Source organism: Steroidobacter sp., from assembly GCF_036406195.1.
Lineage (GTDB): Bacteria > Pseudomonadota > Gammaproteobacteria > Steroidobacterales > Steroidobacteraceae > Steroidobacter.
The window spans coordinates 490605-503951 of sequence record NZ_DASWVW010000061.1; the positions used below are offsets into that span (position 1 = coordinate 490605).

The 13347-nt window shown below is 62.9% G+C and carries 16 protein-coding genes; 5 read left to right on the forward strand and 11 right to left on the reverse strand.

Going from position 1 to position 13347, the window contains the following annotated elements:
• The first annotated feature begins 187 nt into the window (after window positions 1-187).
• The 3 genes from VGE08_RS25725 to VGE08_RS25735 all read left to right on the forward strand — a co-directional run bounded on the left by VGE08_RS25725 (window position 188) and on the right by VGE08_RS25735 (window position 2574).
• Window positions 188-658, forward strand: a complete 471-nt coding sequence (locus VGE08_RS25725; RefSeq protein WP_331070798.1) for a cytochrome c — start codon at window positions 188-190, stop codon at window positions 656-658.
• A 322-nt stretch (window positions 659-980) separates the two neighbouring features.
• Window positions 981-2042: a ribosome small subunit-dependent GTPase A gene (gene rsgA, locus VGE08_RS25730; RefSeq protein WP_331070799.1), complete on the forward strand. Its 1062-nt coding sequence runs from the start codon at window positions 981-983 to the stop codon at window positions 2040-2042.
• Window positions 2043-2187: 145 nt separating this feature from the next.
• Window positions 2188-2574 carry a TraR/DksA family transcriptional regulator gene (locus VGE08_RS25735; protein ID WP_331070800.1) on the forward strand — a complete coding sequence of 129 codons (387 nt, stop codon included), beginning with the start codon at window positions 2188-2190 and terminating at the stop codon, window positions 2572-2574.
• 14 nt (window positions 2575-2588) lie between these two features.
• Here the strand turns inward: VGE08_RS25735 and VGE08_RS25740 are convergent, their stop codons facing one another.
• Genes VGE08_RS25740 through VGE08_RS25770 form a run of 7 tightly spaced genes read right to left on the reverse strand, consistent with a single transcriptional unit; the run spans window position 2589 to window position 7443 of the window.
• Window positions 2589-3134, reverse strand: a complete 546-nt coding sequence (locus VGE08_RS25740; RefSeq protein WP_331070801.1) for a DUF4136 domain-containing protein — start codon at window positions 3132-3134, stop codon at window positions 2589-2591.
• A gap of 7 nt (window positions 3135-3141) precedes the next feature.
• Window positions 3142-3906 carry a hypothetical protein gene (locus tag VGE08_RS25745; protein ID WP_331070802.1) on the reverse strand — a complete coding sequence of 255 codons (765 nt, stop codon included), beginning with the start codon at window positions 3904-3906 and terminating at the stop codon, window positions 3142-3144.
• Between the two features lie 58 nt (window positions 3907-3964).
• A complete protein-coding gene (locus VGE08_RS25750) occupies window positions 3965-4258 on the reverse strand; it encodes a DUF4342 domain-containing protein (protein ID WP_331070803.1) in 294 nt (97 codons plus the stop codon).
• Window positions 4259-4296: 38 nt separating this feature from the next.
• Window positions 4297-5037 carry a LytR/AlgR family response regulator transcription factor gene (locus VGE08_RS25755; protein ID WP_331070804.1) on the reverse strand — a complete coding sequence of 247 codons (741 nt, stop codon included), beginning with the start codon at window positions 5035-5037 and terminating at the stop codon, window positions 4297-4299.
• 11 nt (window positions 5038-5048) lie between these two features.
• Window positions 5049-6116 (reverse strand): sensor histidine kinase, encoded by a 1068-nt coding sequence (locus tag VGE08_RS25760; protein ID WP_331070805.1) that lies wholly within the window; start codon window positions 6114-6116, stop codon window positions 5049-5051.
• Window positions 6116-7060: a LiaF transmembrane domain-containing protein gene (locus VGE08_RS25765; RefSeq protein WP_331070806.1), complete on the reverse strand. Its 945-nt coding sequence runs from the start codon at window positions 7058-7060 to the stop codon at window positions 6116-6118. The genes VGE08_RS25760 and VGE08_RS25765 overlap by 1 nt, the downstream gene beginning before the upstream one ends.
• Window positions 7057-7443, reverse strand: coding sequence for a LiaF transmembrane domain-containing protein (locus tag VGE08_RS25770; protein WP_331070807.1), 387 nt, complete (start codon window positions 7441-7443; stop codon window positions 7057-7059). Before VGE08_RS25770 ends, VGE08_RS25765 begins: the two co-directional genes overlap by 4 nt.
• A gap of 377 nt (window positions 7444-7820) precedes the next feature.
• Here VGE08_RS25770 and VGE08_RS25775 point away from each other — a divergent pair, with 377 nt between their 5' ends.
• Entirely contained in the window at window positions 7821-8624 is an 804-nt protein-coding gene (locus tag VGE08_RS25775; protein ID WP_331070808.1) for a hypothetical protein, read from the forward strand.
• A 25-nt stretch (window positions 8625-8649) separates the two neighbouring features.
• Here VGE08_RS25775 and VGE08_RS25780 read toward each other — a convergent pair whose 3' ends face one another.
• Window positions 8650-9000, reverse strand: coding sequence for a hypothetical protein (locus VGE08_RS25780; protein ID WP_331070809.1), 351 nt, complete (start codon window positions 8998-9000; stop codon window positions 8650-8652).
• Window positions 9001-9216: 216 nt separating this feature from the next.
• Complete coding sequence (locus VGE08_RS25785; RefSeq protein ID WP_331070810.1) at window positions 9217-10134, reverse strand: recombination-associated protein RdgC; 918 nt, start codon at window positions 10132-10134, stop codon at window positions 9217-9219.
• A 768-nt stretch (window positions 10135-10902) separates the two neighbouring features.
• Between VGE08_RS25785 and VGE08_RS25790 the strand changes: the two genes are divergently transcribed.
• Window positions 10903-11574, forward strand: coding sequence for a GntR family transcriptional regulator (locus VGE08_RS25790; RefSeq protein WP_331070811.1), 672 nt, complete (start codon window positions 10903-10905; stop codon window positions 11572-11574).
• A 96-nt stretch (window positions 11575-11670) separates the two neighbouring features.
• Here VGE08_RS25790 and VGE08_RS25795 read toward each other — a convergent pair whose 3' ends face one another.
• Together VGE08_RS25795 and VGE08_RS25800 are read right to left on the reverse strand one after the other, a co-directional pair.
• A complete protein-coding gene (locus VGE08_RS25795) occupies window positions 11671-12132 on the reverse strand; it encodes an acyl-CoA thioesterase (RefSeq protein WP_331070812.1) in 462 nt (153 codons plus the stop codon).
• Between the two features lie 50 nt (window positions 12133-12182).
• Window positions 12183-13079 carry a 3-keto-5-aminohexanoate cleavage protein gene (locus VGE08_RS25800; RefSeq protein ID WP_331070813.1) on the reverse strand — a complete coding sequence of 299 codons (897 nt, stop codon included), beginning with the start codon at window positions 13077-13079 and terminating at the stop codon, window positions 12183-12185.
• Window positions 13080-13347 lie beyond the last annotated feature (268 nt).

Sequence of the window (13347 nt, forward strand, 5' to 3'; positions counted from 1 at the left end):
ACAGATTACGGCGAGCAATTCGCACGCGCCGGGCCTGGGTCACGAGTTGGCGGCGCGCGTTAAACTTTTGTCAGCCTCGGCTCATGATCTGCCTACTGACGGGAAAAGTCAGGATACTGTCAGGCAGGCTCGTTGAGCTCGGTCTCCGAGTCACGGGCTCGATCCCAGCCATAGCCAGGTGTCATCCATGAATCGAGTGCTTCGTTCCGCTGTTGTCGCGACTTTGTTGGTCCCCGCCGTTGCGCTGCTGGCGCAGGCTTCCGAACCGGCCAACATGCAGGAATTCCACAAGGCCCGTCACGACCACTACCACAATCTCGGCGACGCCTTCAAAGTGGTCCGCGATCAATCGCGCGCCGGCAAGCCGGATCTGGCGAAGGTGAAGAGCGCGGCCAAGGTCGTCAGCGAGGCCGCCGCCCAGCAGGAGAAGTGGTTTCCGGCGGGCTCCGGCCCCGAGGCCGGCAAGACTCAGGCGCTGCCGGAGATCTGGAGCAAGCCTGCCGAGTTCAAAGCGGCGATGCAGATGTTCAGCGACGCCGCCCCCAAGCTGCAAGCCGCCGCCGACAGTGGCGACGCGGCCGCCATCCAAGCCGCTTTCGGCGATGTCGGTAAAACCTGTAAGAACTGCCACGAGAAGTTTCGCGCCGAGAAGCATTGATCCGCCATCGGGTCAAAACTTCTCCGCTGTAGTCGCGCCCGGGCGAGATTCTTGCTCCCCGGGCGCCGTTTTTAGCAAACATTGCCAGCCACACCCCGACGCGGGTACTCTGCCCGCTCCTTCATCACCCATACCGGAGAGGTCCAGAGAACCATGACTGTGCGAACCGCGATCTCCGCCGGGTCGATACGGCAAACCACTGTGGTTGGCCCTCACCGCTGACCCGACTGGCGCCTCCGCGCCATTTGCGTTCACCCCGGCGCTGTTACGCCCGCCTCTCTGACGAGGAGCGGAGCTGTCGCGTTCAATTTGGGGTTCACGCATGTCATCATCCACCTTCTCCCTCGCCCGCCTCGGCTGGCGTCCGTTTCATTCGCAGCAACTCACCTTAGACGACCTCGAAACCGCTCACCCGGCCCGCGTAACTGGTGTGCATCGAAGTGCACTGACTGTCGTGTCCGAACAGGGAACGACAACGGTCAGCGTTCCACCGCAACTACTCGGCTCGCTCGAACGACCCATCACGGTCGGCGACTGGGTATTGATCGAGCGCGACGCTGCTCGCGTACAGCGCACGATCGCGCCCTATTCTTTGATCAAGCGTCAGGGTGCGGGCAGTGGTCATCGCCTGCAACCCATCGCCGCCAACCTCGACACTCTGTTCGTGGTCACTTCATGCAACGACGATTTCAATCTGTCGCGGCTGGAGCGCTATCTGGCGCTGGCGTTCGAAGGCCGGGTGGAACCTGTGATCGTGATCACCAAGGCGGATCTCTGCGACCAGCCTGAGACCTATATCGAGCAAGCGAGTTCAGTCAGCACTACCGCACCCGTCATTGCGCTGAACGCGATGGATGACACAGCGGCAACCGCGCTCGCACCTTGGCTGCAGTCCGGCCAAACCGTGGCCTTCGTCGGTTCTTCCGGCGTGGGCAAGTCGACCTTGGTGAACACACTGCTGGGTCAGTCTCTGCAAGAAACCCGCGGTATTCGTGAAGACGACAGCAGAGGCCGCCACACGACAACGTCGCGAGAAATGTTTCCTCTCGACAGCGGCGCGTGGGTCATCGACACGCCGGGAATGCGGGAGCTGAAGGTAGGAGCAATCGACAGCGGCCTGCGAACTGTCTTCGACGACATCGAATCGCTCGCCCGCGAATGTCACTTCCGTGATTGCCGCCACGAGTCGGAGGCGGGTTGTGCGGTCCTGGCTGCTGTGGCTGCCGGAACACTGGACCCGCGCCGGCTCGCGAACTATCACAAACTCCAACGCGAGGCTGCCCTAGCTGAAATGAGCATTCGCGAGCGTCGCGCTCGCGATCGGCAGTTTGGCCGCATGACGGCTTCCGCAATGAAGGTCAAGCAGCAACGCAAGCGTCGATGACATCGAGTGCTCGCGGCAGGTGCTCGCGGCGCAGTTGAATAAGTATTACCGACAGCGCCGCGAGCACTTGCGCCTTCCTTGCGATCGACAGGAACCCGCCGCGTGGCGGTGGGTTACATACGAGGCTATGCATGAGTGACGCGACATGAATCAACAACAGATGCTGGACTTCAAGCTCCGGCTACTGGAGCGGGCACATCAGTTGCGCGATGAACTGCAGCGAACTCGCGCGAAGTCCGTGGAAGAAACGCCAGGGCAGGTCGCGCAGCGTGCGCGCGACAGCGAGGACGACTCGTTCGCGACGTTGGTGGTCGACACCAACCTGTCGGAGATGGAGCGCGACGCCGAAGAGTTGCGACTGATCGACTCTGCATTGCAGCGGATCAACGCTGGCACTTACGGCAATTGCGTGAGTTGCGATCAGCCCATTCCGATTGCTCGCCTGAAAGCGGAGCCGACGGCGGAGCGCTGCGTGCAGTGCCAGGAGTTGTTCGAGAAGACGCACGTCTCGGTGCGCACGCCGAGCCTCTGAGCTGCGAACTTTATTTATCGGCCGTTCGGCGCGCGATCCGGATACTTCTCCAAGACCCTCGCCACGACCTCGCGCGCCTCGTCCTCGTTCAACTCCGCCTTGGCAAATGTGGCATCGATTGAGCCGCTCCAGACTTGCGCGTTCTTCGCCGCGTCCACGATGTCGATGGTGAAGGTACCGGCCTGCTCGTCCCTTTTGCCGATCGGCAAGCTCACGCCAATGCCGCCACCGATGCCGCGCGAGCCGCCGCCGGCGCCCACGCCGACGCGCGGCTTGTTTCTCGGCCGCTCGTGCACATCAAGCACGTACGTGACGCGGCAGTCGCCCTTCTCGGTCACTTCGGCATAGCCCTTCTGCTTGAGCTGCGCCATGATTTCGCTCTTCACCCGTTGTTCGGTGAGGGAAGCGGGTTGCGCAGTAGGCAGCCATTCGAACGACTGGCAGTTGGGCAAGCCGCTTTCGGCCATATCGACTCGCACTTTCGAAGGCGCGGTCGCCGTGCACCCCGCGAGCAGCACCACCCCCAGCAGCAGCGGCGAAGATGACAGCCCGGTTCTCATGACAGCCTCAAGGATCGTATTCGTAGTGCCACGGCTCGTAGGGCGATTGCAACGGCCCGCGGAAGTTGGTGCCCGCCACCGCCTTCTGTACTTTCTCGGTCCAGCCTGGCGCATCCCAATTGCGCCGAACCGTGCCCGTGTCGGTAGACGCCACGATGGCGCCATCCTTCATCACCTGGAAATCGATGGCCCGCAGCTGGCCGTGTCGAGAAATCCCCGGCGCCGCGAGCGGCGCCGCTGCTGGCGGGCGCCAACGAGTCAGGAATTGTTTGAAATGTTGCACTGAATCGGCTTGTTCCGGCGAGCCGTACAGGGGCTTGGCGATCTCCGCCATGGCATGTTGGTGCAATGACGCCGCCACCCTGCCAACCGATTTGTTTGTATTGAATCGCGTGATCTGCAGCTCGAGGCCGCGCACCTGGGTGTTGGCGTACAGCGTATATCCCGGATTCTGTGCTTCGAAACGCGCCCGCACCTTCTGTGTCTCGTTCACCAAGGCGCGATACTCGTGCGAACGGCTGTGTGCGTTAATCTCCTCAGCCGACCAACTCCAGCGGGACGGCAGCTCGCTGCCTGCGCGAAGATACGATCGCACCGCCAACAACCGCCGCGGCGTGCCATCGATCTGTTGCAAAGCTTCGGCGACCTTCTCCGGCAGGCCAGCCGCGAGGTGCTGCAGATATCTATCGATCACGCTGTCCGACGATGCCGGCACTATCTGCAGAGGCGCAAACAGCAACGCGCCAAACGCCACGATGCTGATGCGCCTCACGGTGCAACGCCTCGTCTGGAAACCTCGAAAAACATTGGCTCGAAAAGCATCGGGCAGGTCACATCGAAGGGGTCACGGTGGGCGGCGTTTCGACTTCCTTTTCGATGACGATGGAGCCCTTGAGCACCAGCGCGGCGACCGCGCCGATAGCGGCGAGTTGCGGCGCGAGCAGGGTGCCCACGAGGCCCAGAGTCAGCGGAATGTCGATCAGGACGCGGCCCTCCTCGTTCTTGATGATCACGCGGCGTACGTTGCCGGCACGGATGATCTCCTTGATCTTGGCCAGCAGCGTATCGCCGCTGAACTGAAATTCTTCTGAACGCGGCGGCGGGTTGGATTGAGTCTCGGTCATGGCGTTGGTCCCTCCAGGGGTCTCCGATGTGGATGAGTTCATCCGATCAGCTCCTTCAGCTTGGTGTGCCCGGTCCGCGACATCGGCAGCTTGGTGCCGTCCGACAGGATGGCCAGCCAGCTGTCCTTGCCGTACAGGTCGATGCGCGCCAGGCGTTCCACGTTCAGGATGAACGAGCGGTGGATGCGCACGAAACGCGTAGGGTCCAGCTGAGTTTCCAGGTCGCTCATGGTTTGCTGCTTGCGCAGGCGCTTGCCCCCGGCCGCGAACGACAGGTAATCGTCCTGGGCCTCGATGAAATCGATGCGATCCAGCGGCAGCACGTGGACGCGGCCTTCATGGCGAATCAGGATGCGCTCCAGCGCCCGCCCCGGCGGCCGGGCCGCGGCCGACAATTGTTCGGCCGACGGCGCAGGCGTTTTGTTCCGCAGGCGCTCGGCGGCGCGTTCCACGGCTGCCGCCAGGCGCGGCGGCTCGACCGGCTTCAACAGATAGTCCACCGCGTGCACTTCAAACGCACGCAGCGCGAACTCGTCGAAGGCAGTCGTGAAAATCACGGCGGGCGCACGCTCGCCCAGCAGTTCCAGCACCTCGAAGCCTGATAGTTTAGGCATCTGGATGTCGAGGAACATCAGGTCGGGACTGATTTCCTCGGCCAGCTTCACCGCTTCGAAGCCATTGGCCGCCTGGCCGACGATCTCCACGTCGGGCACCTTGGCCAGGTGCTCGGCCAGGATGGAACGGGCCAGGGTTTCATCGTCGACGATCAGGACGCGCACGGTCGTTTCCTTCAAGAGTGGGCGGCATGACTGCTCACGGCAGGCAGCAGGATGGAGACTCGGAACGCGGTCTCGCTGGCATCGACATCGACGCTGGCGCGATGACCGCACAATGTTTCTACACGTGAGCGCACGTTGACCAGCCCCACGCCGGTGCTGCGCGACGGGGGGCGGTCGGGATCGCAGGGATTGGCGACCACGAGCTCGAGAAAACCTTCCCGCCGCCGCGCCTGCACGCACACTTCGCCACCTTCGAGCAGATGCGCGACGCCGTGATGAACTGCGTTCTCCACCAGAGGTTGCAACATCAGCGGCGGCACGGCCACATCCTTCACGTCATCGGCGATATCGAAACGGGCGCGCAACCGGTCGCCAAAACGCACCTTTTCGATGGCGAGGAAAGTTTCGGCCAGCGACAGCTCCTCGGCCAGCGGTATCGCCTGCTGCCGCGCCAGCGTCAGGCTCTTGCGAAAGAACTGCGCCATGAGAAAACACATCTGCCGCGCGGCTTGCGTGTCGTTGCCGATCAACGCCGCCACCGAGTTCAAACTGTTGAACAGGAAATGTGGATCGAGCTGCGCACGCAGCGACTTCAGCTCCGCCTCACGTGCCAGCACCTGCAACTCCAGCGCGCGACGCTCGGCATTGCGCGAGCGCTGAAATGCGCCGGCCAGATAATGCCCGAGCACCGCGAGCGACATGCCGATCGCTCCTGCAAATATCAGCAACGGCAGGATGCCCGTCGCCGACTCGGGATGCACCTCGCCTTCGGGCTCCAGCCACATCGCCCAGGCGTAGGCGATAGCGATCCACACGATCAGCGACACCAGTCCCGCGATCGCCCAGATGACGGCCATGCGCACCACGGGGGTGTCGTCGGCCGGCGTCGCCTGCACGACGTACCAGAACGACAGCGATTGCAGGCCGAGTATGACCGCCACCGGAACTGCGAACTCGATGGACCAGGCCACCGGCGCATCGCCCCCGAACACGAACACGACGGTGAGCAACAGGCCGAACACCACCCACACCCCGAGGTACAGCAGCAGCCGCCTGCGGTGTTGGAAGATGGGGTGCATTAATTCTTGATCTCCACGCCGGCCATCACCACCGTGCCCTTGATGACCAGATGTTTGGTCGGCACGACGCTGGTGGGACGCCGCTTGTCGATGAATCCCGCCAGCAACGTGGTGACTTCGCTGGTCACGGTCCAGTCCGGCGGCGCGAAGATCTCCACGCCGCCCCAGAACGCGAACACTTCGATGACGGCGGTATCGCCTTCCATGCGCGCGCTGGTCAAATCCAGTTTGATTCCGCCCATGACGGCATTGAGATCGGCGCCGCGAAAGGGTCTCGACACCGGCCGCAGCTCATGCGCCGAGAGTATCGCGAATGCGCGCACGAACTCGGCCTGATCGCTCGTGGAGGCACTACCGAAGCTGGTGCTGGTGGCCGACGGGCCGTTGCTGCTGCTGGTGAAACCGTGGGTGCCGGTCGTGGTGGTCTTGCTGGGGGTTGGCTTCGCGCTGTCGCCGCTGGGGGGCCCCGATAACGATCGAAACACCAGCGTGCCGCCGACGAACAACAGGATGCCGGGCAGGATCAGCTGCCCCACGCTGACGTGAATCCAGCCGATCTTGTCGAGGAAAATCCAGATACCGACCGTAATGAGCACCCAGCCCCAGTTACGGCTGCGCTTCTGCTCCGGATGGCGGACCATGGCCACGCCCACTGCTACGAGCGCGAGCGGCCAGAGACTCCGCAATAGGTGACGCGCATCGAACCAGCCCAGATTGTCGGCGAGCAGCGCGCCGCCCAGAAAGATGATGAACAGGCCGACGATCAGCCGGGTGGAAAACACATCGTGCTGGTTGCGCCCGAAGCGCGCTCGCGATTGCCACTCGTGGCCGTGATCGGCCTGGCTGTGATCGGCCCGTCTGTGTTCAGCATGGATGTGATCGTCCGGCTCGGCCGGCGGCGGATCTCGATGGGAATCGGGGTGGTCGGATGGGCCCTGGTTCATGACACACCGTTTCCCGGCGGCCGCTGGTCGCTCGTCTGTGGCCGGTCGTCATGCCGGTACAGGATGAAACCCAGGCCGGCCGCGATCACGAAAATGGGCCACGCGCCGCCCCAGCCCAGGCCCCACCAGTCGAAAATGCCAAACAGCAAATACAGGCCGGCGGCCAGCAGCCACACGCCGCCGACCCGATCCAGGTGCCGGCTCGGCACCGCCAGGCCCCATACGCCGACCATGATCAGCAGCCACGGCACATATCGCCACCAGCCCCACGGCAAGCTGTAACCGAGGTTCACCGCCAGCAGCAGCGCCCCCATGATCAGCAGGAAAATGCCCACCACCAGCCGGGAGCGGCGCGGCGGGTGGTGTGCGGATTCATCTTTCATCGAGCAACTCCAGCGGTCATCGCCGCCTGCAATCATGGCTGCCGCCCCGGAGCGGGCGCGAGCATATGAGGCGCAGGGCGAGGACGGATTGACGACCATGGGCTCCGAAGTTAAGGACTGCCGGGCAGGCTTGCCAGCAACTACCGGTGAACGGCGGATCGGCGCCGGTATACGGCGCGTTACTTGCGAGCGACAGTGCGGATTGGCCCGTCGTCAGCCTGGCATTGTTAAGATCTGCGCCCATGAAACGCGCTTCACGGAACAGTTGGGCTCGCTCATGGCCGTTGCTGGTGTTGCTGGCCGCAGGATGCGCCAGTTCCCCGCCGCAGCAAGACACCCCTTCACGACCTGCGGCCGACACCGGCGGTGTGGATGAGATGGCCGCAACTGCGCTGGCACTGTGGGGCCAGGACCCGAGCGGCAATGGCTCGCAAGCCCTGAATATGATTCAGAAAGCGGCCAAGGCGGCGCCTGACCGCCCGGAGATCCTGTGGCTGCATGTGCGGATCTGCAGCGAAGTGCCGGGCTGCGAACCGCAGCCCATCGAAACCCAGCTGCGCAAACTCGACCCGGTCAGCGGGTCCGTCTGGTTGGGGGCTCTGGCTCGCGCACAGCGGCGCGGCGATGCGAGTGCCGAAGAACAGATTCTCGAAGCAATGACCAAGGCCGCTCACTTCAATACGTACTGGACCACGCTGATCGCCAGGCTCACTCCGCCACTGAGCCGCACTCCCCTTGCCAGCTCATCGGCACAACCGGTGCCCACGCCGGTGACCAATGCGATGAACGCGACTATCGGCTGGCTATCGAGCTTGGCCGCCTCCAGCTTCAAGCCCCTATCGACTGCGTGCGATCAACAACACGTCCGTGAGCCCGCCACTCGCGTGCGCTGTGACCAGATCGCTCGCGCACTCGAGCGCAGTGACACCGTCCTGGCGGAAGGCATCGGCCTTGGCATCTTGCAACGCCTTGCAATTCCCGACTCAGCCGCTGCAATTCAATTGCGCGGCAAAGTGCAACTGCTCCGCTATCAGAATCAGGAATCGGGCGCGATCGTAGCGGCGCAGGTGGAAAAGGAAAAATTCTCCGAGCAGATGCTGAAGCTGATGTCACAGCTGAAGAAAGAACAAGACGTCGCTCGCGCCATCTTGCGCTGGGCTGGCAAGCCACTCACGCCTTGAGCCATCGGCCGTCGTCGCGAGCGGCTCAAATCAGCTGCAATTCCCGGCCGAGAAACTCAGCAGGGACTTCAGACCCTTGGCTGAAAGTTGTTTGAGTCGTGCCTGGCACCGCGCGGACGCGCATGCGCTCGAACCCCTTGTAGATATCGCGTCTGATCTCGGAGTTTCCGTAGCTCCGCATTTCTTCTGCCGTAATCCTGGCATAGCTATATCGAGACGTGGACTTGGCGAGGAAGCTCGCGGCGCACGGCGAGCTCTTGATCAGCTCGAAGCCGGGCTCGATCTCCCCGCTCATGATTCTGCCGATGTTGCCGACAAAGACGGCCGTGGCTGCTTGAACCATCTCGTGGATCGCCTTCACGCGGAACATCTGCATCGAAATATCATTCAACTCGCTTCGAGCTTGCGGGGCATCTGAACCCGTGTCCGAAGGTTGTGCTTCCTAACAAACTAGCCGCAGCAAGCACTAACGTTCTCACGAGAATGGCCCGCGCACCTGCGCGCCGGCGAGTACGGCGCGCGAAGAATGCGCGGCCATCCCCACGCAGGGGATGCTGCTGGAATCTACGCGAGCTCGCGCGCGGTACGATCCCTACGCCGCGGCCGCCTGCTTCTCTTCCGGAGCGCCGAGCGCGGTTGCGAGGTCTTTGAGGAGTGCGGCGAGCTCGCCGGTCATCAGGGTGAAATCGATATCGAACTGTTCGGCGGGGGTGGTTTCGCCGCCGTCTTCGGGTTTGTCTTTTTCGATCAGCAGGAATTCCAGTTTCTTCACGTGCAGTTTCTCGTTCAGCACGAACGAGATGCGGTCCTTCCAGGTGAGTCCGAGGCGGGTGGCGTACATGCCGCCGGAGATCTGCGCGCGAATTTCTTTGCCGTCCAAAGGATGGCGCACATAGCGAATCGTGGGCTTGCTCTGGTCCGCGGCCTGCAGTTCCAGTTCGTCGTCGATGGTGAAGGTCAGCGGCGCGTCGCCGAGCATGAGCCAGGCAGTCAATGCGGAGGACGGCGAGCGCTCGGTTTCCAGCAGCGTGACCTGCAGGCTGCCCAGAGTGTTGCGCAGCGTCTCGACCACGTCTTCGGCCTTGCCTTCGCTGGAAGCATTGACGACCAGCCAGCCGTTGATTGGATCGATCCACGCATGCGTGACTGTCTTGCGCGTGAGCGCGCGGCCGCGAAGCTCTTCGGTGACGCGCATCTTCAGTTCGCGCATCTGCCGGCGGCCGACGGGATATCCCTGCTCCTTGGCCATTTCCTTGGCGCGCTCGGTCGCGACCTGGCGAATGACGGAGCCGGGCAGCAACTTCTGGTCGACGCCGAGGGCGATCAGGTGCTGGCCGTTGACAGTGTGGACGTAGCGCTCCAGGTCGCTGGAAAACACCCAGCCCTTGCTCTGCATGTCGAAGCTGCCGCACGGCATGAGGGAGCGCGCGGCGAGCTTCTCCTCCAGCTCAGTCGCGGAGACAGACCAGTCCTCGGGCAGGCGATAGACGATGAGATTCTTGAACCACATGGGCGGACGCCGGCGGAAAACCGCGGAGTATACGTGGCGGAGCCGGGCCGACCAGTCCTTGCATTTCCGGAAAAACTTCGGCACCGGGTCGAGGGCCGGTGCCGCGCGAATAACGGCGGCTATCCCGTTCAATCAGCACGGAATCGCCGAACTCGTGGGTGCGGTAGCCCGCGCTGTTCAGGGCCTCATCCGCGCGGCGGAGCGCTGCGGTGTCGGCGAACGCTTGCAGTAACTCGTAGTGACTGGTACCCGCCTCGTGGGTGCCAGACAGGATCGCGTCGACCACCCGCAACTAAGTCCGTGCACCGACCCGATTGTTCGTCACATTGTCGCCGGCAGCTACTGAGCCGCTCTCAGTTCATGCGGCGTCGGCCATCGATGATTCAGCAGGAAGATTGGTGACTACTTGACGTCAGGGGGCCTCATAGGTGTTGGGTAACGCACTTCACTGAACCTCGAGTTCCCGCATTACATTTCGCATCAACGGTTCTTGCTCAGGGCAAACTCGAAACGTTGCATGTCGGCGACGTGAAACCGACAGATTGGCCATCGCAACGCTGAAGCTCTGATCCAGTCCTGCGTACAATGCATTCTGCCCTGGCAACGTGACCGGTAAGCTTGCCGGGAGCTGGCGCTTACCCAGTGCCTGCGATCGCAGATGCTATTGAGGCTGGCCTGCGTCTATGGCAAAAGGGGCCATCTATCAGTTCCAAGACAGAGATGTCCGCAAAAAAGCTCGAGAAGCCGGCTCGCCCACGTCGCATCCGAATGGCCGCGCCCCGCATGCAAAAATTCGACCCGACCGCCCCCGAGGCTATCGAGCGTCAGGTCTACCGGATCGTGCGTCAGTCACTGATGGCTGGGGCGATCCTGCCGGGCAAGAAGCTCAGCACCCGATCGCTGGCCGAGGCGCTGGGCGTCAGCCCCATGCCGGTGCGCGAGGCGCTCAAACGCCTCGAAGCCGATGGACTGTTGGAGAGCCGAGCCAAAAGCGCGTTCCACGTTCACGAGCTATCTCAGGCCGAGTTTCGCGAAGTGTTGAAAATTCGCCTGCGGCTGGAAGGCCTGGCGGTGCGCGAAGCCGCAAAGAACATTGACGCCGACAAGGTGCGCCGGGCGCGTGCATTGGACAACCGCATACTCGCCAGCACGACAACCGCACAACGCCTGGAGCGCAACTTCCGCTTTCATTTCTTCATCTATCAGCTGGCGGACATGCCGATGACGCTGGCGCTGATCGAAAACATGTGGTTGAGAATAGGCCCCACGCTCAACAAGGTAGTCGACAAGACCCGACCCGGGGCGACCTATCCTGCCCATGCGCGACTGCTGGCGGCGCTGGCCAGGCGAGATCCTGACGGCGCCGAGCGCGCCTTGCAGCGCGACCTTCTGGAAGCGGCGGAATCGATTGAAAAGCAGCTTTCGGCATCCGCCACCTGAAGCAAATGCAGCGCCTCGCCCGATGCAGCCGCGAGCGCGGCGACCCGGTGCGCAGAACAATGGACAGAACCGGCGACGAGCCGGCATGCGACTCCTTTATGCGGATTCAGTCGGCGCGTCTTGCGCGGGTTGCTCCAACTCCTCCACGTGCAGCGCACGGCGTGCCGCCGCGCGAATGTCGGCAGGCAGTTCGAGCGCAACTCGCCGCTCGAGGTCGAAGTGCACGGCCACGCCGGTCAGCACCGCACAATTCTTATCCTTCTCCGCGGCGCGCGTCAGACGGCTCTTGTAGGTGATCGACGTCCTGCCGATGCGCTCCACCGAACTGAGCACCAGCAGAAGATCGCCCGCCAGCACTTCGCGGCAATACTCGATCGAGTGGCTCACGTCCGCCCAGCCCCGGCGGGTACGCGTCACATCGGACAGTGCAAAGCCGAGGTGACCAAGCAGGTGGTAGGTCGCGTCGTCGAACACCTTCATGTAGTGCTGCGTGGCGAAGTGCCCCATCGAATCGCATTGCCATGGATAGGCCACGGTGCGCGCAGTCTCCCACTCCATCACGGATCTCCCGTCGATCTGCCGCTCATCTCGATCCGACGGTTGCTTCCTCAAGTCGCCAGCCCCAGGATTTGCCGCGCTTCCCCGGGAGTCGCCAGCTCATGGCCAAGCCCCTCGAGGATCGTGCGGGCGCGCTCCACCAATTGACCGTTGGTCGCGAACACACCGCGACTTAGATACAAGTTGTCCTCGAGCCCGACCCTGACGTTGCCGCCGAGCAGCGCCGCCTGCGCCATGATCGGCATCTGCAGCCGACCGATGCCGAGCGCTGCCCACAGCGCATCAGGCGGCAGCAACTCTTTCATGTAGAGCATCGTGCGTGTATCGGCCGGCGCTCCCCATTTGACGCCGAGCACGAACTGGTAGAGCGGCCGGCCGGAAATCAGGCCTTCACGCGCCATCTGCTTGCCGAACTCGATATCGCCCGGGCCGAAGACCTCGAGCTCGGGTTTTACATTGAGTTCCTGGAAGCGCTTGGCCATCGCGCGCAAGGTGCGCGTCGTATTGAGGTAGACGAACTCCTGGTCGCCTTCGACCTGATTGCCGGTCGTAATGTCGAGTGACGCAATTTCCGGCCGGGCAAGCTCCAGATGGACGACCCGCTGTTCGACGCCGATCACGTCGCTCTGTGGCAGCGCCCGCGACTCATCTGCCGGGTCCGGCAGGAATAACCCGCCGAGACCGGCCGTGAGATTGATGACCACATCGACCTGTGAGTCCCGGATGCGATCGACTGTCTCCTTGAACAGCCGAGGGTCACGACTACCCTCGCCAGTGCGCGGGTCACGGACATGCACATGCACGATGGCGGCGCCCGCTTTCGCGGCCTCTATACACGCCGCGGCGATCTCCGCCGGCGTCACCGGGAACGCCGGATGCTTGCGGTTGAATGGCGCATTGCCGGTCACGGCGCAGGTGAGAATGATTTTCCTGTTCGAGTTCTGCACGGACGACTCCTGAAGCCACGGGAACGTATGTGTTCTCGCTCGAGCGTCGGCATGCTCGAGTCGCTTGTAAACTGTGATCTCAGATATTTCCACTTGTGACAAAGCCCTGTCAAGCGCCACGAGTCCACGCCAGCTTGTGCAGGCCGGGGCGGCAGTGAGGCGCAAAACAGCGGCGCCTGCTTGCAGCAAGCTGTCCGCCTTGACAGCTCGCCGGGCCGCAAACACACTAACTGCGATCGCAGTTTTTCAGGTGACATGCACTGCGAGC

What these genes read in the sequence shown, in the direction of transcription:
- VGE08_RS25775 (WP_331070808.1), top strand. Translation starts at nt 7,821, where the DNA reads ATGGCCGCAACTGCGCTGGCACTGTGGGGCCAGGACCCGAGCGGCAAT.
- VGE08_RS25750 (WP_331070803.1), bottom strand. Translation starts at nt 4,258, where the DNA reads ATGACCGAGACTCAATCCAACCCGCCGCCGCGTTCAGAAGAATTTCAG.
- VGE08_RS25795 (WP_331070812.1), bottom strand. Translation starts at nt 12,132, where the DNA reads ATGGAGTGGGAGACTGCGCGCACCGTGGCCTATCCATGGCAATGCGAT.
- VGE08_RS25735 (WP_331070800.1), top strand. Translation starts at nt 2,188, where the DNA reads ATGAATCAACAACAGATGCTGGACTTCAAGCTCCGGCTACTGGAGCGG.
- VGE08_RS25765 (WP_331070806.1), bottom strand. Translation starts at nt 7,060, where the DNA reads ATGAACCAGGGCCCATCCGACCACCCCGATTCCCATCGAGATCCGCCG.
- VGE08_RS25740 (WP_331070801.1), bottom strand. Translation starts at nt 3,134, where the DNA reads ATGAGAACCGGGCTGTCATCTTCGCCGCTGCTGCTGGGGGTGGTGCTG.
- VGE08_RS25785 (WP_331070810.1), bottom strand. Translation starts at nt 10,134, where the DNA reads ATGTGGTTCAAGAATCTCATCGTCTATCGCCTGCCCGAGGACTGGTCT.
- rsgA (WP_331070799.1), top strand. Translation starts at nt 981, where the DNA reads ATGTCATCATCCACCTTCTCCCTCGCCCGCCTCGGCTGGCGTCCGTTT.
- VGE08_RS25790 (WP_331070811.1), top strand. Translation starts at nt 10,903, where the DNA reads ATGGCCGCGCCCCGCATGCAAAAATTCGACCCGACCGCCCCCGAGGCT.
- VGE08_RS25725 (WP_331070798.1), top strand. Translation starts at nt 188, where the DNA reads ATGAATCGAGTGCTTCGTTCCGCTGTTGTCGCGACTTTGTTGGTCCCC.
- VGE08_RS25760 (WP_331070805.1), bottom strand. Translation starts at nt 6,116, where the DNA reads ATGCACCCCATCTTCCAACACCGCAGGCGGCTGCTGCTGTACCTCGGG.
- VGE08_RS25770 (WP_331070807.1), bottom strand. Translation starts at nt 7,443, where the DNA reads ATGAAAGATGAATCCGCACACCACCCGCCGCGCCGCTCCCGGCTGGTG.
- VGE08_RS25780 (WP_331070809.1), bottom strand. Translation starts at nt 9,000, where the DNA reads ATGCAGATGTTCCGCGTGAAGGCGATCCACGAGATGGTTCAAGCAGCC.